4 protein-coding genes and 1 pseudogene are annotated in these 23,228 nt (G+C 42.3%); all 5 read left to right on the forward strand.

Annotated elements, in window-relative coordinates; genetic code table 11:
• The first annotated feature begins 3 nt into the window (after positions 1–3).
• The 5 genes and pseudogenes from GOP56_RS01525 (at position 4) to GOP56_RS01545 (ending at position 23,069) form a co-directional block, all read left to right on the forward strand.
• The gene (locus tag GOP56_RS01525) at positions 4–12,150 is read left to right on the forward strand and encodes an SDR family NAD(P)-dependent oxidoreductase (RefSeq protein ID WP_163244307.1); all 12,147 of its coding nucleotides are present in this window, start codon (positions 4–6) and stop codon (positions 12,148–12,150) included.
• A 15-nt stretch (positions 12,151–12,165) separates the two neighbouring features.
• The gene (locus GOP56_RS01530; protein WP_163244308.1) at positions 12,166–19,731 is read left to right on the forward strand and encodes a non-ribosomal peptide synthetase; all 7,566 of its coding nucleotides are present in this window, start codon (positions 12,166–12,168) and stop codon (positions 19,729–19,731) included.
• A 1,486-nt stretch (positions 19,732–21,217) separates the two neighbouring features.
• A complete protein-coding gene (locus GOP56_RS01535; protein WP_003339015.1) occupies positions 21,218–22,039 on the forward strand; it encodes an arylamine N-acetyltransferase family protein in 822 nt (273 codons plus the stop codon).
• 237 nt (positions 22,040–22,276) lie between these two features.
• Positions 22,277–22,444, forward strand: a pseudogene (locus GOP56_RS01540) (Tn3 family transposase); the annotation flags it as partial.
• Between the two features lie 169 nt (positions 22,445–22,613).
• Entirely contained in the window at positions 22,614–23,069 is a 456-nt protein-coding gene (locus tag GOP56_RS01545) for a hypothetical protein (protein WP_163244309.1), read from the forward strand.
• Positions 23,070–23,228 lie beyond the last annotated feature (159 nt).

A 23,228-nucleotide genomic window follows, 5' to 3' on the forward strand; every position in this document is an offset into this window, starting at 1 on the left:
AATATGAATCGAAGGGAAGAAGACGTGTATTCGTTTCTTAGGGAGAGTATGGCGCACGAGCTAAGTGTTGATGTTGAATTGATCCAGCCTGATGTTCCCTTTATTGAGATGGGTATGGATTCTATTATAGGTGTCAGCTGGATAAGAAAAATAAATTCGAATTTCAATTTGTCCATACCTGCAACAAAAATATATGCCTATCCGACCCTGGGAGAGTTTCACCAATACCTTCTTTCAATACTAGGTGATTCAACGGTGGAGCGGGTAGATCATGTAGAAGATAAATTAACCACAAATGTACGCCAAGATGTACAACATGTAAATTCAAATGAAGGGCCTACTAAGCAGATTGATGAGGCTGCTCCTGATGTTTCAGGAGCAGCTTTGTTTGATGTTGTGTCTGAACTTAAAGGGGCTTTAGCTGCTGAACTAGATCTCAATACCTCTTTTATTGATGAAGATACACCATTCACAGAGCTTGGCCTCGACTCAATAATAGGGGTTACCTGGATACGTAAAATTAATAGCAGATTTAAACTGTCTCTTCCCGTTACGAAGGTATACAGCTATCCAACGATTTCAAAATTTGCTGAGTACCTGATCCAAGAACATGGTGAAATACTTTGTGATGTTTCTACTCAGGAAGTGGAGAATCCTAAATCCGCAATTTTTCAAAGTGAGATAACCGATTCTGTATTGTCGCAAGTAAATGCCAGTCCGATTTCTGTTCATGATGTTGATCCAAAGCAAGAACTTGCCACTGAACAGGTTGCCGCTTCAATCACACCTTTGGAGCGTATAAGCGCCAAAGCACCCGCGAGTGATCAAACTGGTAGTAAGACTGAAGGTGAGAGCGCAATTACATGTGATATCGCAATCGTCGGAATGTCTGGAAGCTTCCCACAGGCTCAAAATCTGGACGAATTCTGGAACAACATCTTGGAGGGGAAAGATTGTATTTCAGAGGTGCCGACTTGGCGTTGGAAGGCGGATGAGTTTTATGATCCAAAACCTGATATACCCGGAAAAACATATAGTAAATGGATGGGCGTTCTTGAAAACGCAGACAAATTTGACCCTCTGTTTTTCAATATCTCGCCGATTGAGGCGGAACAAATGGATCCTCAGCAGAGGCTAATGCTACAGGAAAGCTGGAGATGCATTGAGGATGCAGGATATGATCCTTTTACCTTATCAGGCAGTAAATGCGGTGTATATATCGGGTGTTCTCCAAGCGGATATGGAGGAAACCTCGAATTAACAGATTTAAATGCTCATCAGAACCTTGGTAACAATATGGCTGTCCTTGCCAGCCGTATTTCGTATTTTCTTAATCTGCGCGGGCCATGTCTTTCTATTGACACGGCTTGTTCTTCTTCATTGGTTGCGATCGCCAGTGCATGTGACAATTTGTTGTTGGGAAACATTGATCTAGCGTTATCAGGTGGAGTGTGGGTAATTCCAGGGCCAGGACTTCACGTGGCTATGAGTCAGCTTGGAGCTCTTTCCCCGGATGGACGCTGCTTTGCCTTCGAGAGCCGTGCGAACGGATTCGTACCGGCGGAAGGCGTGGGCGTTGTCATGTTAAAACGACTTGAAGATGCAGAGAGAGACAGAGATCACATCTATGCGGTGATCAAGGGCTGGGGGATTAACCAGGATGGTAAAACCAATGGCATCACAGCCCCTAATGCCGCTGCACAAGCCGATCTTCATCGGAGTATTTACCAAAAATTTAACATAAACCCTGAAAACATACAGCTCATCGAGACACATGGAACCGGTACATCACTAGGTGATCCTATTGAAGTTGAAGGGCTTGTCAGCGCATTTAGTGAATATACCGATAAGCGCCATTTCTGCGCACTAACTTCTGTAAAAAGTAATATCGGTCATACTGCTTGCGCGGCTGGTGTGGCGGGTTTAATTAAAACGGCTTTAGCCATTAAAAATAAGGAGCTTCCTCCTATTGCAAACTTCTCTAGTTTGAACCCGCATATTGATTTTAAAGAAACACCATTTTATGTGAATGAAAAACGGAGACATTGGGTGCAAACTACGGGTTTGCGTCAAGCTGCCGTGAGTTCATTTGGATATAGCGGGACTAATACACATATTGTGTTGGCGGAAACACCATACGTGGAGGCAGATAGTCCGGACAATCCTTCTTACCTGATCGTGCTTTCTGCAAGGGATGGGAAGCAATTAGAGGCTCAGGCAAGAAACTTATTGTCTTACATTAGCCAGAAGCCAGACATCGTTATTGGGAATATAAGTTACACCTTGCTGGTGGGCAGAAAACACTTCCGCAATAGAGTGGCTGTTGTAGTTAGCAATTTATCTGAACTGTCTACAGAACTCATGAAATGGTTAGAAAAGGACCCTAGCAGTCGAATTACAACTGGTAATGCGACCCCACTTCCTATAACAAATTCAAACCCTGAATTGGAGTCGTTTTATTACTCTGTCAAAGTATGCCACATGGAATCGAGTGAGGCTGAATATGCGAGTGCATTATCGATTGTAGCTAAGCTATATATAAAGGGTTACAACCTCCCATTTGTGAAATTGTTTGATTCTAAGAAGTATCGTCGGGTTCCATTACCGACATACCCGTTTGTACAGCAATCTTACTGGCTTAATCATGACATAACGATTCCGAAACAGGATCGTGTATCTGGGGAGATACGTATGTACCCCGTGACCCACAGTGATACCTCAGTTGGGGATCGTATTAGCTTTACAGCCAGTTTGGGAGCCGATGACTTTTTTATGCGTGATCACAAAGTAGGTAAAACTATGGTTGTGCCAGGAGTTGTCTATGTAGAAATGGCCCGTGAAGCGATACAGAGAGCGATGGCGATGCTTGCTGGTACTCGGTTGCGGTCATTCTCTGAATCTCAGATTCGCTTACAGAACGTCATCTGGCTTCAGCCAGGCGCATTATCTGGTAACGAACTTTCGTTAGAATTACGCGTGTTGCCAAAATCAGACGATAGGTTCGAATATACGATTATGGAGTCAGGTGGGAATGAGGAGATTTTATATAACCAAGGTGTTGTACGGTTAGTTCCTCGGGTTACCCCTAAGATACTAGATGTTGAAGAGTTGGCACGCATCTACTCAGAGCGAATAATCTCTTCACAAGAGTTTTATCGCATTTATAACGATATAGGTCTTATATATGGATCGTCACATCAAGCGGTAGTGGAACTACGCGTGGGTCAGGGCGAAGATTCCCTCCCAGGCGTGCTAGTGAAACTAGAGAACCCACGTAGTAAAGAAGAGCATAACGATGGGTTCGTGCTCCATCCAAGTATTATGGATGGTGCCTTGCAAGCTACGATAGCATTAGGTCTCGAAACTAGTGGAGTAACGAGATTTGATAGTAAAGCCAGACTTCCTTTTTCCTTCGATAGCCTCGATATATGTCAACCAACACCGAATCGAGCTTATGCATGGATTAGGCATTCTATAGGCGGATCAAGGAATAGTTCCGTTCAAAAGCTGGATATCAGTATATGTGATGAACAAGGTAATATTTGCGTCGACATCAAAGGATTTTCATCCCGAGAATATGTTGCTTCGATGCCTAATCATGAAGATGTTTCGTTCATTACCCCTATATGGACACCTACTGATTTAAAGCTTAGCCAAACGTACTCTATACCTGAACAAGATGTTACTCATAAAGTAGTGTTGCTTGGCGCTGTAAATCAAAAATTGGTAGACAATGTAAGAAAGTTGTTGCCTGAGTCGATCGAGCTAGAGCGTATTCAAATGGACGATAACTCACTCAGTGAACGCTATGAATCTGCCACACAGTATGTTACATCACTGATAAGAGAGTGGGCGGGGGCTGGTTATTCACGTAAAAAACTCCTGCAAGTTGTTGTCGTTGACAATGAAACAAAGGAGTATCGAACGTTATGTGGAATTTCCGGCTTACTTAAGACGGCTTCTTTAGAATATCCTACGATTAGAACGCAGTGTATCGGCTGGTTTGATGAGATGGATCCCTACATTTTTAAAGATTTCATCTACTCTGTAGCGGCTCAGGAAGTAAGGGATTTCAAATATAGCGGCAATATCATGTATCACAAAAAGTATGAAACCTTGTCAGATCATAATGAAATCGGCGGTGCCTTCGCATTGCGTGAAGGGGGGACCTACCTCATTACGGGAGGCATTGGCGGATTGGGTCGTATATTCGCCCGTTTTATAGCATCTAATCTTAAGCGTGGTGCGGTTATTTTGACGGGACGCTCGACACGGGATCATCATATAGAGGAGTTCCTAAATTCCCTACGAGGAACAGAATTCAGAGCCGAGTATGTTCAGTGTGATATTTCGGATTCGAATTCTGTAGCGAAATTGTTTGATTACATCGAGACTAGTTATTGCGAGCTAGCAGGAATTATTCACGCAGCAGGCACACTAAATGATGGATATATTATGAAAAAATCACGCAGTGCTATTCATGACGTGTTATCGCCGAAAGTTGCGGGTATAGTAAACCTGGATCAGGCAAGTAAAGTTCACAGGCTTGATTTTTTTGCCAGTTTTTCTTCAAATGTAAGTGAATTGGGAAATCCAGGGCAATCTGATTACGCTGCAGCAAACGGATTTATGGATGTTTACTCCGCTTGCCGTGCTGATTTGGTCGTTGCAGGACAACGCTATGGGCAAACACTTTCTGTTAATTGGCCGCTTTGGGCCGAAGGAGGCATGAAGGTTGATCATGACACCGAACAACAACTGCGCTCACAGGGCCTAGTTCCCTTAGGTTCACGTGAAGGGGTTGAGGCGTTCCAGCAAGCACTGCTCTTTGGTCGCAGTCAGTTGTGTGTATTTGCGGGCAATACGGATCGGGTAAAGAATGCGTTTGAGATGTATTCAACAATTTTGCTTGACACAAGGACGCAGGACGTTGCTGCTCAAGTCGCTACTGAAAATAATGGAAGCATTCCTATGGATAAGGAGCAATTGCTGCATCGTATACAGACTGCCTTGATTGAAATGGTAACGGAGCAGTTGAAGGTTCAGCCGGATGACATTGATATCTATAATGAACTAAGTGAATACGGGTTTGATTCGATCAGCTTTACCAAGTTTGCCAATACAATCAACAGTAAGTATGATGTTGGGCTTACACCGACCATATTTTTCGAATATCCGACACTTGGCGGAATATCTGAATATCTTCTTGAGGAACATGAGGCATTGTTTGCGAAGCAGTGGCGCGATCTGTTAGGCAACGAGGTGCTTGATGATAAATTTGGTAAAGAAGCTAATGAGAAAGTCCAGAATGATCGGACTGTGAGCAAACAGCTGTCACGAGATCGTCAACGTGTTGCGATTATCGGGATGAGCGGTTGTTTTCCCCAAGCAGATGATTTGGAGCAATTCTGGGATAACTTGTTGAACGGGGCAGACTGTATTACCGAAATTCCCTCCAGTCGCTGGGACTGGCGCAAACTACAAGGTGATCCAAAGTCTGGAGATGGTAAAACCAATGTGAAATGGGGCGGCTTCATCAACGAAGTAGATCGCTTTGATCCCCTGTTCTTTGGCATTTCACCACGAGAAGCCGTGTCCATGGATCCACAGCAGCGTTTGTTGATGACACACGCATGGCTTGCGCTTGAGGACTCTGGTTATGCACCATCCAGCTTAGCAGGGTCTGACACGGCAGTTCTGATTGGAACTGCACCAAGCGGTTACGGCAACTTGCTTTTACAGGCACGCCATCTAGGTGAAAGCTATGCATCAACAGGCATATCTGGCTCGGTCGGGCCTAACAGAGTTAGCTATCTGCTTGATTTGCATGGTCCTAGTGAGCCGATTGAGACAGCATGTTCTAGTTCTCTTGTAGCGATACATAGAGGGGCAGAACTGATACGCCGTGGTGAAGTAAGCATGGCTATTGTCGGCGGGGTTAATACCATTGTTAGTCCTGATCTTCACATCAGTTATAGTCGTGCAGGAATGTTGTGCGATGATGGACGTTGTAAAACATTTTCCGATAAGGCTAACGGCTACGTAAGAGGCGAAGGTGTTGGCGTGTTAGTACTCAAATCTTTGGAGTTGGCGGAGGCCGATGGTGATCACATATATGGTGTAATTCTCGCAAGTGTAGAAAATCATGGAGGACGTGCAAATTCGCTTACGGCACCGAATCCTAATGCACAGGCGGAGCTTATTAAAGCCGCGTATCGACAAGCTGATATTGATCCGAGCACAGTCACATATATAGAAGCCCATGGTACGGGGACTGAGCTAGGTGATCCAATTGAAATAAATGCTCTTAAGAAAGCTTTTGTCGAAATACACGAAGAGAGGGGAAGCGATCTGAGCATAGCCCCGGTCTGTGGCATAGGCTCGGTCAAATCAAACATAGGACATCTCGAACTTGCTGCTGGTGTAGCAGGTGTTATCAAAACATTGCTCCAGATGAAGCATAAAACGCTTGTCAAAAGCTTGCATACGGATACGATTAACCCATATATCAGGCTTGAACAGAGTCCTTTTTATATTTTGCGGGAGAATCGTCCTTGGGAGACTCAAAAAGGAAGTAATGGAGAAATAATTCCGAGAAGGGCAGGGGTCAGCTCATTTGGATTTGGCGGAGTGAACGCGCATCTTCTGCTTGAGGAATACACTATTCAAGAATCGGAGAAGAAAGGATTAGATAACAGCAGACAAACTGCCTATCCTATTGTACTATCCGCACGCTCCGAACAACAACTTTTACAAATCGCCAGCAGTTTACTAGATTTTATTGACGTGAACCGTCTCAATGATCAAGATTTGGCAAGTCTAGCGTTTACCTTGCAAGTTGGAAGGGATGCAATGGAAGAGAGACTTGCGACGGTTGTCCGTAATATGAAAGATCTAAGAGAGAAACTGGAATCGATTTGCGCAGATCAGCCTAATTATATCTCTTGGTACAAAGGTACAGTCAAGCAGTCCGCAATGCAGTTGGCGACATTTAATTCAGACAAGGATCGGCAGAAGGTAGTATCTGATTGGTTACAGCGGAAGAAATATGAGCCCGTTCTCGACCTATGGATTCAGGGACTCCATTTTGACTGGATGAGACTCCATTCAGAAGGACAAATGCCGAAACGCATGAGCCTACCAACTTATCCTTTTGAAAGACAAAAGTATTGGGTAAAAGGAGGAGATACGGGCAGTCATCTTCATGAAAGCTGTAATGTACTACCTGAAAGTGTGTCTCAGATACATCCATTAATCCATCAGAATATTTCAACTTTACATGGGGCTGTTTTCTCTTCCCACTTCGATGGCAGTGAGTTTTTCCTTGCAGACCATATCGTGAATGGACACCCTATGCTTCCTGGGGTTGCCTATTTAGAGATGGCCCGAGAAGCAATCGTTCGTGCGGCAGGTGCCGCAACAAACATCCTTGTGGCATTAGATAATGTTGTATGGCTCAAACCAGCAATTGTTACAGATCAACCAGTTGATTTGCGTATCCGAATTCACTCGACACATAACAATGAATTAAGTTACGAGATTTACACGTTATCCGACGGTAAAGATGTAGTATTTTGCAAGGGCAATGGTTGTCTAATGGAAACCTCTCCAACCATCAAAACTCGTAAATTGGATGTGAATCAATTACTTACATCATGCAGTCAACAACGGGTGACTGGTGATGAAATTTACTCAGCATACGACAACTTGGGACTGCACTATGGACCTGCGTACAGAGCAGTGATGGAAGTAAATTGCGGTATTGATAATATGGGCAACCCTCAAGCGGTTGCAAAATTATCATGCCCAGAAGCAACCCTTCCAACGTTGTTTGAATTTATGCTGCATCCATCAGTGATTGACAGTGCACTTCAAGCATCGTTGGGCATGAACATTAGCTTCGTTTCTGAAAAGCAGCAGCAGCGATTAGGCGTGCCGTATGCACTTGATTTCGTAAATATTTATTCCGAAAGCCCTAGCGAGGCTTATGCTTGGATACGCTACAGCGAAGGAAATGCTCCGGGTAATTCTATACGTAAATTGGATATCAGTGTGTTTGATGCTGAAGGTAACGTATGTGCAGAACTGGGCGGATTAAGTTCCAGAGAATTTAAGGAGCGCGATACCGACAGTGCTCCATATTTGTTGTATGGTCCCGAATGGGTACCTGCACCGCTGCCCAGTATTGAAAGTGTAATACCAAGTAATGCTCATATCTTTTTAATAGGCGATTTCAATTCCGATCAGAAGAGCCGGCTTGAGCAGGTATTGAGCAGCAACCAGCTCATGTTTATCCCTGTAAAAGACACTTCATCAGATCAACAATATGTGGACGTGGTACAAAGGTTGTTTAGGGCTATCCAACCTCTTGTTTCCGTACGTACTATCACCCAGACGCTAGTTCAGGTCGTTATTGTCAATGTGTCTGAAAACGCAGGAGCTTCTTTAGCTGGTGTCTCCGGTTTACTGAAGACAGCAGCTCTTGAGAACCCTAACCTGAATATTCAGTGCGTGGAGATTGATCGCGAGCTTGAAGCAGATGAGTTAATTGATACTATAAGACGCAACAGTGCTGATCCAGATGCGAAAGAGGTGCGTTACAGCGGGGAAGAGCGCCTAGTAAAACGTATGGTTGAACTCTCGAGCATACCTGAAGTACAAAATAGTTCGATTTGGAAAAACGAAGGGATCTATCTAATTACTGGAGGACTGGGCAAGCTTGGTCTTACTTTTGCAAGAGATATAGCCACACACGCTGCCAACGCTACAATCATCCTGTGTGGTCGAGCTCCAATCAGCGCAGAAAAGCAATTGGAAGTGGACTTGTTAAATGAACTTGGTGTTAGCATTGTCTATCAATGTGTCGATATTTCTAGCTATGAGCAGGTCAAGCGTTTGGTAAGAAGCATTGAGATGACACATGGAACTCTCACAGGTATCATTCATTGCGCAGGTATCATCAAAGACAGATATATCATAAATAAACCAATTGAAGATCTGGAAAGTGTGTTAATGCCTAAAGTTTCCGGTACAGTTAATTTGGATAGAGCAACAAGCACACATCCGCTTGATTATTTTATTTGTTTTTCGTCCACATCAGCCGAACTTGGGAATCCGGGACAAAGTGACTATGCTGCCGCAAATGCTTTTATGGATAAGTATTCTCTGTATCGTAACCAACTTGTCCGTGAAGGTAAGCGAGTGGGCCACACGTTGTCTATCAACTGGCCTCTGTGGACTGAAGGAGGCATGCAAGTTGAAGAAGGGATGCGTAAACGCATGGCGATGAAGGGCATTGGCACCCTTAGTACGGAAAAAGGTCTGGAAGCGTTTAAAAATGCAGCGCGTGCTCAATTGGATCAGGTGCTCATTATCTCCAGCGACCCTGATAGTGAGTCTGAAAGAAAGCAGACTCAGACAACCGAAGCGGCTACAGTACCGGCCCATTTAAAAATCCCTTCGGATTCCGCGCTGCGAGAAACGGCACTACGGTATTTTAAGAAGGTAATTGCCGATGCATTATCAATGCCTGTCGAGCGTTTGGATATCGATGCACAATTGGAGCGGTATGGAGTGGATTCGATGTTGTCCATGGATCTTATCTCTCATCTTGAAAAAACGTTTGGTTCATTATCTAATACACTGTTTTTCGAGGTTCAGACCATTCGCGATTTGACGGACTATTTTATCGATCGACATCGTTCTGTACTGAGCTCACTATTTGGCGTTAAAGAAAATTCCTCCATTGGTTCAGTTCCAAATCTAATGCAGGAGCAAGAAAAACCTGTACTGTCTAGCAAAACTGATGAAGAGAATGAAAGACCAATACCGTCAAATCAAGTAAAGTCAACAGATGTTGCCATTATTGGTATGGTTGGACGTTATCCTAAAGCACGGAATGTCAATGAGTTTTGGAATAATCTTGTGAGCGGCACAGATTGTGTAAGCGAAATTCCTACTGAACGTTGGAATCTCAACGATTTTTTTGATTCAAATAAAGATTCTGTTGGTACCAGTTACTGTAAATGGGGCGGTTTCCTAGATGATGTTGATCAATTTGATCCACAGTTTTTCAACATAACACCTCGTGAAGCAAAATTGATGGATCCACAGCAACGAATATTTTTGGAAGCTGTTTGGGAATTGCTCGAAGGAAACGGCATAACTCAGTCCAAGATAGACGTTCAGTACGATCGGCGCGTAGGAGTTTATGTAGGTTCGATGTATCAGATGTACCAAGCAGAAAACACTGACATCGTCGGAAATGCATTAACTTCTATCTCATCATACAATATGATAGCCAATCGGGTATCCTACTATTTCGGTTTTGAAGGCCCTAGTGTTGCTGTGGACAATATGTGCTCTTCTTCAGCGATGGCGATACATCTGGCGTGTAATGCGCTGGCACAGGGTGAAGCCAAACTGGCAATTGCCGGCGGTGTAAATTTGAGTATTGATCCTAAAAAATATATCGCGTTGAGCCAGACGCAGCTTCTTGCAAGCAGCCCTCATAGTAGAAGCTTTAGTGATGGTGACGGATATTTGCCGTCAGAAGGTGTCGGTGCAGTATTGTTAAAACCTCTCAGTGATGCAATCAAAGATGGTGATAATATTATGGCGGTGATCAAGTCGAGTTCATCTATGCACGGCGGCCGCTCTAACGGGTTTATGGCACCTAGATACAAAACACAGGTAAACGTAATTGAAGATTGCCTTTCCCGTGCAGGGCTCGTTCCCGATGATATCGGGTATATTGAGGCCGCTGCCAATGGTGCGGCACTTGGCGATGCAGTCGAGATTAATGCAATGGCCCATGTGTTTAGAAACACAGAAAAAGCTATCCCAATAGGTTCGGTGAAGTCGAATATAGGACATCCGGAAGCTGCTTCGGGAATCGCTCAGTTAACAAAGGTGGTATTGCAACTTGAAAATAATATAATCCCACCGATAATGCAGTTCGGAAAGGTAAACCCAAATCTCAACATAGAAAATCTACCATTCAGGTTGACAAGCGAACTTGAGACATGGCAGGAAGGTTCTCAGCAAGATCAACACCAGTCAGGCAATTCCCCAAGACGGGCATTAATCAATTCAATTGGTGCCGGCGGTAGTTATGTGAGCTTAATTATTGAGAAATATATAAATAGAAAAACGAATGCCCCTGCGGATATGGAAATAAATCCTCAGCTCATTGTGTTATCTGCCAAAGATGATGAAGCACTTCGCAGGGTAGCTGAAAATTCCATTCATTATTTAGAAGAGAACAAGGAGATAGTTTTATCGAATTTAGCGTATACATTGCAGCTTGGACGCAATGAGCTTCCTGTACGTCTTGCCTTTACTGCCCGATCCGTGGATGATGTGGTGGCCAATCTAACTTCTTACTTAGGAAAGTCTTCGTCCAAGGGATCTCATAATCAGGCGATATATATAGGAAATGCAGAAACCGATTTTGCCGAGTTGGAATTGCTTGTTACAGGTCGACGAGGTGAGGAGTTTGTACATGCGTTGGTTTCCGATCGAGACCTGGATAAACTTGCGGCGATTTGGGTTAAGGGTTGCCGCGTAGACTGGTCCAGTCTGCATGATCAGTCACAACGTACGATTATGTCGTTTCCGACATATCCCTTTAAGAAAAGTAGGTACTGGCATTCAGAGGGACTTTATTCGAAAACCTTACCGCAGCAAAGTTTAGCACCAGTTGAGCAGGTCAAAAACCAAGCGCATACCGGTAAGCCTGATTTTGTCGCCTATCTGATTGAGTTTTTTGCAGAATTCGTGGGAGTGGCAATGGAACAAATTCCTGTTGACAAGGATATACATTCTATGGGAATAGACTCTCTTGCATGGATCAGACTCCAACGTAAAGTAGAAAAGGATTTCGGTATCCAATTATTATCCACTGAATTACTGAATTTTACGAAGATAAGTGCACTTGCTGATTATCTCGAAGACAAGCTGGTTTCTCAAACGTCTAATGATCCAATTGATAAGGATAAGGGCGAGAAAAAATTCGTACAAGTTTCTGATTCTAATAGCGTTCCTCTTGAATCTAATATCAGTGAAGTAGAAAGAAAGATGAAAATGCTAGAAGATTTCAAAAATGGGGAAGTCGGACTAGAAAAATTGAAGATATCATTTCGCCAGTAAAGGAGTTTAGCCCACATGAATGAAAACGAAATATTACTGGGGTTCAAAAATGGAAAGTATACGATGGAAGAAGTATTAGAGTTCTATCAGAAGCTCAAAAATAACGAGATTAGATATCCCCTTTCAGAGGGTCAGAAGGGTTTGTGGATGCTGAACAAACTTGATCCGACTTCTAACGTTTATAATATTCCAATATGCTTCCGTATTCGTGCTAATGTTGATATAGAGAAGCTTAAACAGGCGTTTGGTCTGGTAGTTACCCGTCACGATCAACTTTCTTGCGTAATAATTGAAGATGGAGGGGTGCCTTATTTGGCGCCCCAGCCTTTCAATCCTGAGACATTTTCGTCAATCGAAGACGAAGTACCTGATGAAGACGAGCTCTTATCTCTTTTAAAGGAGGATGCAAAGAAACCGTTCGATCTGGCTCGTGATCCATTCATACGAATGAACATTTATAGCATATCTCCAATCGAACATATAGCTCTAATTGTCGTTCATCACTTGGTATTTGATGGTGCGTCAACCCCTGTTTTATTGGCCGATCTGCTCTCGTTCTATGAAGCTGCTGTAAACTGTCGTGATGCTGAAGTGTCTGAAGAAGTCATTATGTATGACCAATTCGTTAAATGGGAACAAGATTATCTTTTCGGAACAAAAAGTAAGACAGATAGAGAATATTGGCTGTCCAAGCTCGAAGGTGAGCTCCCAACTTTATTACTTGACATTGAACAGCAAAATGAAACCTGTGTCAGTGCACAAGGGACAACCTTGGCAACCCAACTAACTGGTTCCAAATGCACTGCCGTATCTGAATTCTGCACGGAGCATCGAGTTAAGCCTACGGCCTTCTTTCTCTCGATATTTCAGATATTATTGCAACGATATACAGGGGAGAATGACCTGATAATCGGTATCCCTACGATGGGAAGGCCAAAATTGGAGTTCTATGATGTAGTTGGTTACTTTATAAATATGATTCCGCTACGCAGTATGGTTAATGAAGATAGGTTTTATTCAGACTATTTGACTGAACTTAACTATGCGCTCGCAGAAGGGATGGATCATTCCATGTATCCATTTCCCCGCATTGTTCAGGATCTAAATATCCAGAGAAACATACAGACACCGCCTGTATTCCAGGTTACTTATACCTTCCAAAACAAAAATCTGTTTAAAATCTCGGCAAACTCACCAGCACTTGGTGAAGTTGAGTACGTTGAGAAGCTTAGCCAGGAAGGTGAGTTCAAGTTGTCCCTTGAGGTGTATGAAAAGCAGGATCGATTTGTAGTGTGCTTCAAATATGATGCAAACAAATTTGACGAGGAAGATATTGCCTCCATGATGAACCACTATAATAACTTACTTACAGCGGTTATGCGTAACCCACGAGCACCTATTGGAAGCTACTGTTATTTATCTGAAAAAGAGCGAAATCAGGTACTCATTGACTGGAATCGTACAATGGCACCATATCCTGAGGAGCGATGCCTGCATGAAATCTTTGAAGCTCAAGTCAACGCCCATCCAGACTCCGTTGCTTTGGAATTTGAGGGGTTAAAATTGAGCTATAGACAACTAAATGAACGAGCAAATCAAGTGGCTGCTTACCTGCGCCAATCTGGTGTTCGAACGGAAACTGTGGTAGCGCTTTGTGCAGAGCGTTCTTTTGAGATGGTGATTGGTATCTTAGGGATTGTTAAGGCGGGGGGTGCTTACTTGCCCATAGATCCAGCTTATCCTACTGAACGCATAAACTACATGTTAGAGAATGCAGGTGTGAATCGTATGCTCACTCTGTCATATCTAGCTGACGCGCTGCCCACGGAAAATATGAATGTTGCCTTTCTTGATACCGGTAAGGATTTGGGGGGAGAAGCAGTATTTGCGAATCAACCTACCACTAATTTGACACATTTAGAGAGCGGGTTAGAGACGAGCAATCTAGCATACGTAATGTATACTTCGGGATCCACCGGCCTGCCGAAAGCCGTTATGGTAGAGCATCGGGCACTGACAAATCGCATAGACTGGATGCAAAAAAAATATAAACTCAGTACATACGATGTCGTTTTGCAAAAAACGCCTTTTAGTTTCGATGTATCTGTTTGGGAATTTTTCTGGCCTCTTATCACTGGCGCTCGCATGGTCATCGCCAAACCGGGTGGTCACGCAGATCCTGAGTATCTGACTTCGTTGATTCAGTCCTCAGGCGTCACAACACTCCATTTTGTACCATCCATGTTCAGGATTATTCTGGGACAGGAAGCGTGGAGTTTATGTCGCACCATTCGTCATGTATTTTGTAGTGGTGAAGCGCTGGCGCCAGATCTTGTTACAAAGCACTATGCGCAGAATCCCGCGCCGCTTATTAATCTATACGGACCGACGGAAGCTGCTATAGATGTGAGTTATTGGGCTTGCTCAAATAACAATGAGATTAACACTGTTCCTATTGGTAAGCCCATTCAAAATGTACAGTTATACGTACTGAACAATCACTGCTCTCCTCAGGCAGTGGGCTGCCGAGGACAGCTTTACATAGGTGGAGACTGTCTTGCCAGAGGTTATTTGAATAACTCTGAACTCACCGCCGAAAAATTCATTGCTAATCCTTTTTCAAATGATAAAAATGCCCGTTTGTACAAGACAGGAGATATAGTTCGATGGTTACAAGATGGTAGCTTAGAATATTGCGGACGTAGTGACGATCAGGTGAAGATTCGCGGAGTACGCATTGAACTTGGTGAGATTGAAGCAAAGCTGAACAGCGTTAAGGAAGTGGATTCTTCTTTGGTGATCGTGCGGGAGGACAACCCCGGCGATCAACGTATAGTCGCTTATGTTGTTCTGTCTGACGGAGATCAAGATACGGATGTAGGGGATACACTGACGAAGGTTCTTAAAGAGACGCTGCCTGATCACATGCTCCCTAGTGCATATGTCGTGCTCGATGAGATTCCTGTCACCGCAAACGGTAAAGCAAACCGCTCGAAATTACCTGTCCCGGAATGGGATGCATATACATCTCAAGTGTATGTGGCCCCACGCACTGAAATGGAGACACTGCTAGTAGATATTTGGACAGAAATTTTAGGTTTTGAAGCAGGTCAAATCGGAGTGAATGACAACTTTTTTGCGTTAGGCGGACACTCCCTGCTTATTCCTAAACTTCTTGCTCGCCTTCAACAAAATGAATTGATGACAGATATACGAAGTGTATTTGAAGCACCGACACTCGCACATTTAGCATCGGAAATTCAAGATGCCGCTACGCTGGAGGCTTATATGATTCCTCCTAATAAGATTCCGGAGGGATGTAGACATATTACGGCTGACATGCTCACCCTAGTGTCACTTAGTGATGAGGAGATTGACAGCATTGTATCTGACACACAAGGCGGGTCAGCTAACATTCAAGATATCTATCCGCTGGCACCTCTGCAAGAAGGGATTCTTTTCCATCACCTGATGGACGTGGAAAATGATCCTTATGTGCTATCAGGTTTATTTTCATTTGACAACAGAGAGCGGCTAGACCAGTTTGTTTCTGCGTTGCAGAAGGTAATTAATAGAAACGATGTGCTAAGGACTGCAATTGTTAAAAAGGGAGTTTCGCAACCTGTACAGGTGGTATGGAGACGAGCTGAACTAGTATTAGGAATCATTCAGCCTGCTCCTGGTGTTGATACGCAACAGTACATCCGAAGCATGCTATCCGGTCCTCATGTGATGGACATCAGCGTAGCCCCAATGATGCAACTCAAGGCCGTGTGTGATTCAGAAACAGGCGTGTGGTATTTGTTGTTTAATATGCACCACCTTGTGGATGATGCCACCTCGCTTGGATTCTTGTTCGCAGAAGTTGTTGCTTATTTAAAAGGGAAGGAAGCTAGTCTGAGTACTCCTATTCCATACAGGGAGTTCATTGCACATACAATGAAACAGGTGAACTCGCTTGAAGCGAAAGCTTTCTTTGAAAGAACGCTAGGTGATTTGAATGAACCAACGTTGCCATATGGATTAGCAAATGTACATGTTGACAGAAACATCATTCATGTTTTTAGCAAGTCATTCCCTGCAGACTTATCCAGCAATATCCGTGCACTCGCAAAAAGGATGCATCTGAGCCCTGCAAGTATTTTTCACGCAGCTTGGGCAATGGTTATTTCCACCTGCTCGGGTAAAGAGGATGTCGTCTTCGGAACTGTGCTGTCAGGTCGATTGCAGGGAGTACAGGGAGCTGAGAGAATGCTTGGGAATTTTATCAACACACTGCCGTTACGTGTTTCTCTCGCCAACAAATCAGTCAAACAGTTGCTGCAAGAAACTGATGTAATATTACGAAACCTAATTAAATATGAGCAAGCATCTTTGTCTCTTGCCCAGAGCTGTTCCAGCTTGGATAACGATATTCCGCTGTTTAACGCTGTGTTAAACTTCCGCTTCATGAACGCTAGTGAACGAATTAATGAAGATGAACTTGCACAGTTCGGTATTAAGTCACTTGTGGGTGTCTTTGAGCGTACTAATTATCCGCTGTTTTTATCCATTGATGATCAGGGTGTCGATTTCTCGGTCGAGATCCAAGCTGTGCAGTCACTCTCTTGTGAGTCCATCCACAGCTATCTGGAGAACGCTGTTTCAGAAATCATCAACGCAATGTCAAAAGAAGCGGCCACGAGTACCCTTGTTTCAACGATTTCTATCCTTCCTCAACCTGAATTGGAGCAAGTCGTTGAGGTTTGGAATTCGACCGAACGAGATTATCCTAACGATATGTGCATTCATCAAGTATTTCGTCGTCGGGCTCAAGAAAATCCAGAACGTATAGCCATTCTCTATGGCGACAATGCAGTTACATACGGTGAACTGGACCAGATGGCGACTGACCTTGCCAACGATTTAAGCCAGAGCGGTGCAGCGATGAACAAATTTGTTGCGGTAGTAGCTGATCGATCTATAGAGATGGTTGTAGGACTGCTTGGTGTGATGAAAGCGGGGGCTGCCTATATTCCGATTGATCCGGAGATACCAGAAGAGCGCTTGGCACACATTTTAACTGATAGTAAAGCTGGCATTGTGTTAACGCACGACAAATATAAAGAACGAATAAGCAATGTGCTGAATAACATCCTTCATGAACACGGGGTGACTGACCGTCCTTTAATTATAGACCTGAAAGACACAGTTTCGAGGGAGAAGTCTGCGCACGGTCATCTGTACAATGATGAAAATAGCATGGCAATTACGATTGATAGCCTTGCCTATGTGATTTATACATCGGGAACGACAGGTAATCCCAAAGGAGTTTGTGTAACACACAAAAGCATTATGAATACACTCTATTTCCTTGAGGAGATGTACCCTGTTGAAGAAAATGACTGCTATATGCTCAAGACCAATTATACGTTCGATGTATCCAATTCAGAGTTGTTTGGTTGGTTTGTTGGCAAAGGATACTTGGTTATTTTGCCTCCGGGCGATGAAAAGTCTCCGTATGAGCTTATCCGTCACATTGAGAATTATGGAGTTACGCATATCAACTTTGTACCTTCAATGCTTAGAGAATTCCTGCAATCAGCACAAGGAAACAAATCCTTCCTGGCAAACTGTTCCATAAAATACCTGATGGTCGCTGGTGAGGCATTTCCGAAAGAGCTTGTGGAGCAAACTACCACAACATTTAAGAATGTGAAAGTTGAGAACATTTACGGTCCAACTGAAGCTGCGATATATGCAACTTTTCACTCTTGTTCCAATCGTGAGATCACAGGAATGATCACACCGATTGGCAAACCGATTGGCAACGTTCAAGTTTATATTGTGGACAGTAATTGTAAGCCAACTCCTATTGGTGTTCCAGGCGAATTGTGCATCTCAGGAGCCGGCGTAGCACAAGGGTACCTTAATAATGAGCAATTGACTAAGGAAAAATTCATCGACAATCCTTTTCAGTCTGGCACAAAGTTGTATAAGACTGGAGATTTGGCTCGCTGGTCATCGGATGGGCATATTGAGTACTTGGGCAGACTTGATTTTCAAGTAAAAATCCGTGGCTATCGGATCGAGCTCGGAGAAATTGAACATCATCTAAATCAACATCCTGCTGTTAGAGATACTGTTGTGGTCAAGCGGGAACTCATAAGAGGTGAAGATACATTGGTTGCGTATCCCGCAATCGATAGGAAATCTGCATCTACATGCTATAACATTCTCACCATGTTGGAAGAAGGTACATTGGCGCAAGACGACTTATATGAACTTGATAACGGAATGGAAGTATGCGGCCTAAATAAATATGAAATCGATATACTCAATAGGGATAACTTTTTAAACATGCTGCCAGATGTTTCCTTAAAGGAAGGGGATTGTGTGTTTGATGTAGGGGCAAATATCGGTATGTCCAGCCTTAGTCTATTATCCAAGGTGGAAGGCTTGCGTATCTATTCTTTTGAGCCTATTTATCCTGTTTATGAGGTCCTTTGCAAAAATAGTCGAATTAATGGAAGCAATTCAATAATCCCTGTTCACGCTGGGCTTTCTAATTCTACGAGAGAAACTCAGTTCGATTATTATCCAGACCTATCTCTGATTTCTGGTGAGTACAAGGATTCAGACACCGCTGACATTATTAGATGCCAGCGCTATCTCACAGATGCAGGGAATATAGACGGTAAAGCTCTTTCATACACTCATACAGGTAAGATTCTAGAAAGCCAACATGTAAATGTGTCACTAACAACAATTTCTGAACAAATCCGAGTACTAGGATTGACGTCGATAGCGCTAGTGAAAATAGATATTAACAATAGTGGACTGGAAATCCTTGAGGGTATTGATGCCGAGGATTGGGAGAAGATTGATCAGTTTGAAATTACAGTATCTCCAGTTCTCAGTGAGATCGATAAGCTCAAAGAATGCCTTAGAGCACAAGGCTTTAAACATGTAGTATCCTACTATCCAGAAGGAAATGAAGGCGGAAAATATAACTTAATTGCGAAACGCGATGTTACAGGACCAAAATCAAGTAATTCTCAAAGCAATAATATCGATCTTAAGTATATAGGTACGAAAAAAGTAAAAGATTTACTAATAACTCACTTAGAGTCAAATCTGCCGGATTATATGATACCAACTAGGATCGTTTTGATGAATAAGTTGCCGCTTAGCCAAGTAGGAAAAGTCGACTACAAATCACTGCCTATGCCTAAAAGAAGCTCCACGTTTGAAGAGCATATCGGGCCACATAATCAGTTGGAAGAACTATTAACTTCCATCTGGGCTGAGCTTCTTGATATGGAAGTGGGAAATATTAGTGTGAACGAAAGCTTTTTTAGCTACGGAGGACACTCATTGTTGGTAATGAGAATGCTTAACCGGATTAAGCAAAAAACGGGTGTGGAACTGCCGATAAAGAATATATTTAACAATCCCACTGTTTCTGCAATTGCTGTGGAGTTGAACCAATTCATGCCGGAAGTGTCCGATAATGCATCTCAAATTACAGAGAAAATACTACAGGGCATAGAGATGATTGAAGGACTTACGGAGGAAGAGTTGAGAAAATTGCTCGGCTGATAAGCGAAGTAACATAAAAAAAGCTAGCCTTTCTTAAGTCAACGTAGCTATATTAATTGCAAATGTGTATTTAACCATAAAAAAACTGTATTCTCATTGTTAGTTTTGTGTAACAAAGAGGATGCAATGATGTAGACTTTTCACTTTAGGGATTTTTTGTAACGACCTTAGACAAATGAATGTTTAGGGTCGTTTTTATTTATCAAGTGTCTTAACCATAACCGCATTACCAGTTATGATTATGTCCTAGAGAATTTTAGAAGGTGGAAACATGATCGCCATTTACGCTGGTAGTGCGGAAATAAGCTGTGCTTAGTTTTGCTATGAACAATTTCACTCCAGCAGACGTGATGCAATATATTGTGGCAGTGCTTGTCGTCAAATAGCTTCACGACACAGGAGAAAAAGTCTTAACACGTATGAGCTACCCAATTGGATGAGGTTTCGCATAATTCATTATCAAGAAGTATTTAAATTAAAAACACTCGCTATAAAACCGACTTGGTTAAATTTAATCTTTTATAAAGAATTGTGTAGATCATATGTATGGTTCAGCATGTAAGTCAATTGATGAATTAGAGAGTTACAGAACAGAATTGAGGAAGAAATTGGGGGTTTAATAACCTTAGAATCTCTATTAGTATGACAAGAAAATGTACTTCATACTTGGGGTAGTACCAGCGTTGCTGACACCACCCGCGAAGTAGAGTTCTATTGGGGTGATATAGATGCGCGTGGGCTAGCTACGCGGGGTATAAGATTTTGTGTAGCAAACAGGTGTGTGTTCGGGAACAAACAAAAACTTAATTAGGTGAATAAAAATGAAACGGCCAACTCTTTTGAAACTGAGAAGTGCCTCATCATTAGGGCTTCTTCTAAAAATTGAAACCTCTAGAATAGCGCAGCGTATTACTAGAAAAGGTTATTTTTAGGAGGCGTACGATGATAGAATTAAATTTAAATCCCCTGTAAATATTATCTTATGCTATAGAATTGGGACGGCCACTATTTCTGATTGTTGGAGCAATAATAGTATATAAAAAATTTCAAGGCGCTTAACTAAGCGTCTTTTTATTTTGCCCATCGTTGGGCTTCTGAAGTTCGGTAGGAAACTACCACAGCGCGACGGACTTCGGAACCCGAATGATGGTCAAAACCAACTATACGTTAAAGGAATAGCGTCAGGAAATGCGGATTTACAACGATAAGCCTATCCCTCGATATAAATATACTGTTTTAACAACGTTAAGATATTTGAGACAAGTTATATGATACAAGAGTGAAATCTTTGTTCTCAAGATTTCACTCTTGTATCAATAGAGTAAACCCTATTGATACAAACTGGGGAAACGTGATACACAAGACTTCTTATTCTTAACGATGTAAAAGCGCAAAATACTGATGTTACCCCTACTTGATTATATATTTTAAAGGTGTAACATATAATTAATGGATTATTTACCTATAAATGGAAAGGTGGTATACAATGTTAACCGAATTACAAAAAAATTTTTTCTCCCGGTTACAGATATCTCCAAAAGAAGATGTAACCTTTGAAGATTTACATGGAATTCTTTTGCAAATGGGATATGTACTACCCTATGAAAATTTAGACGTTATGGACAAGAATATCCGAAAAATTTCTAGAGAAAATGTCCAAGAAAAATTACTATTAACCCATTGCGGAGGACTATGTTACGAGCTTAATTCCTTATTATATTATTTTTTAATTGATTGTGGATTTGATGTCTATCGAGTATCTGGTACGGTCTACGATTTAGGGAGTGGTAAGTGGAAACCTGATGATGGGCATGTGATTATTATTTTAAACTATAATAATCAGAAATACATTATAGACGGGGGGTTTGCCTCACATCTTCCTTTATATCCAGTCCCATTTAGCGGGGAAGTCATCTCATCTCAAACAGGAAAATACCGTATTCGTAAACAAAATACTGAAAAAGGAACCTACCTACTAGAAATGAAAAAAGGAGAAAATGGGGAGAGCGCCCAATTCCTTGATTCTGAACCTACAAATACATGGCGCACTGGATATGCATTTACATTAGATGAAATAGATACAAATAAAGTAAATGTCATACAAAATATTATTGTAGAGCACCCAGAATCTCCATTTAACAAAGGGTGTATTATCAGTAAATTAATTGAAGGTGGGCATATTTCACTTACTAAACGAAGCTTTACAGAAACCAAAAAAGGCCAAAAAAGAAAACGAACCATAAATGAAGAAGAGTATCATCAGATTCTTACAGAAGTATTCCGAATAAATACCTCGATAAAACTTTAGAAAGTGGCTAGCTGAAATCAACTCATATAAAATTTCTCTACCACTTTAGAGCCAAATTTGTTGAAATAAAATTGCATTTTATTCATATTGTTAAATAATTCCAATAGAAGCTGTTGGTATACTTTATTTGCAATATGTTTTGAGAGTGGAAAACAGAACTTCTTATGCAGTATCACAAAAAACCACTCAAAAGAGTGCTTTTTCCAGGCTGTGGAGAAAACTTTCTCCACAGCCTCTTATTTAACAGAAGCAACTACAGTAGTAAAGGGAAAAGGACTATTTAAGGAAGAGTTAATGCAGCATATATCACCATTGGGCTGGGAACATATCAATTTTCTTGGAGAATACTCTTTCGATATAAGCAAGACGACAAATATAAAAGCATTGAGACCCCTAACCATTTAATGACAAAGCCGAACTTCCTTAGAGTAGGAAAATTGGATTTTTTCATGTCGAATTTTGCTTAGCGTATGTTTTCCGTGTTTTGCTATCGGGACCCCACTAAGGAGAAAATGGGCCTGTGATTGAAAGGAAGGAGTGAGGCAAAATGACATGAACGAGAGATATGTAGATCATGAAACAGGCGAGATCCTCGAAGAACGCTGTTTGCTACTCCGATGAGATTGTTAAGGTTATCAATCCGTATACAACGGGTGGCCGAAATTTGTTAAGTCAAAGACGAGTCAGAAGGGCAAAGAGAAGGTTCTATCAGCTCAACGTGGAAGAAGAGGGGGGTCTCTCCAGGATTTCTCGTTATGCTATACCAGGACGCAACCTCTTAGTCGGAGATGGAAAGCGCGGGATGAAAGGAAAGTCGCTTACAACTAAGCAGCTATTCCAAATCTGCCGCCTAAGCAAGCAGAGAGGGTATAAGATACACAAAACCTTACTGGATTATAACTGTCTGAAGCTTACCGAATACGGGTATGTCATTAATCTAGATTATTACATCAATGGGAAAGCTCCTGATCCAGCGTTATTAAAGTATTTTAGATCAGAATCTGAACAAGAAGGAGATCGGCTTTTTTAATATATCATTTGAGGATAAACACACTCTACTTTGCGGGTGGTGTCAGCGACGCTGGTACTACCCCTACTTAGGGAGTTTTGTGTCAACAGATATGTGTCTAGTGATACAATCATGAGTACCAAATTTCAAACTAAAAATATGATAACTATAAGGTTTTGA

This window comes from Brevibacillus sp. 7WMA2, assembly GCF_010748895.1.
In the GTDB taxonomy this organism is placed as follows: domain Bacteria; phylum Bacillota; class Bacilli; order Brevibacillales; family Brevibacillaceae; genus Brevibacillus_B; species Brevibacillus_B halotolerans.